Origin of the sequence: Amycolatopsis anabasis, assembly GCF_009765355.1 — a bacterium.
Classification (GTDB): Bacteria; Actinomycetota; Actinomycetes; order Mycobacteriales; family Pseudonocardiaceae; genus Amycolatopsis; species Amycolatopsis anabasis.
This window is the reverse complement of the sequence record NZ_VTHK01000181.1, coordinates 1-761: the sequence shown is the minus strand read 5'-3', so window position 1 is coordinate 761 and position 761 is coordinate 1. Positions and strand designations below refer to the sequence as shown.

Annotated in this window: 1 protein-coding gene; it reads right to left on the bottom strand. The window is 64.3% G+C overall.

The window, feature by feature from the left end; genetic code table 11:
- Window positions 1-98: 98 nt before the first annotated feature.
- On the bottom strand, window positions 99-761 hold a 663-nt coding region (locus FXO23_RS50620), incomplete at its 5' end, for an HNH endonuclease signature motif containing protein (RefSeq protein WP_158896375.1).

The following is a 761-nucleotide window of genomic DNA, read 5'->3' as shown; positions in this document are numbered from 1 at the left end:
TCAAATGCGACCCTTCGGCGCGCACGGGAAGGCGAGGTTCCCCACGCCGCATCGAGCACCCCTGGATAAGCCCTACTGAGAAAACTCACTGTGACTTCCTAGCCCCAAGCGCGTGGGCCGAATTCTGTAGGTTCGGACCCTGCGTGCCGGGGTTCGTGGAGTGGTTCGGGTTGGCTGGTGTAGGTGCTGCCGGTGGGTGTGGTGATGGTGATGGTGCCGTTGGGTTGGGGTTCGAAGTTCCAGCCTGGCTCGTCCTTCAAGTAGTGGTGTTTTTCGCACCAGCCGCCGAGGTTGGTTTTGTCGGTGGTGCCGCCTTGGGCCCAGTCTTGGGTGTGGTCGATATCGCTTGCCTGCGCCGGTCGGTTACAACCCGGTGCTCGGCATTCGCGGTCGCGTACCCGGATGTAACGGTCCAGTGCGGCGGGTGGCCGGTAGCGGGTGCGGCCGACGTCGGCCGGGAGCCCGGTGACCGGGTCGGTGACGATCCGCCGCCAGGTGGAGTCTTTGCTGTGGGCGATCTCGCGGGCCAGCGAAGCGGGGATCGGTCCGTATCCGGCGAGCTGTGCGGGGTCGCTGTTCAATCCGGCCAAGGTCTGCAGATCGACGTAGACGAAGATGTCGGCTTTGGGGTCGCTGTGGGTGGTGCCGAGGCAGCGTTCGATCAGGATGTCGGCCCGTAACTGGTCCAGCGTGCGTGATTCATCTTTGGTTTTGCGTTTGCGGGCTTCGCGGTCGATGCTGTGGTAGGCGGCGCTGCCCTT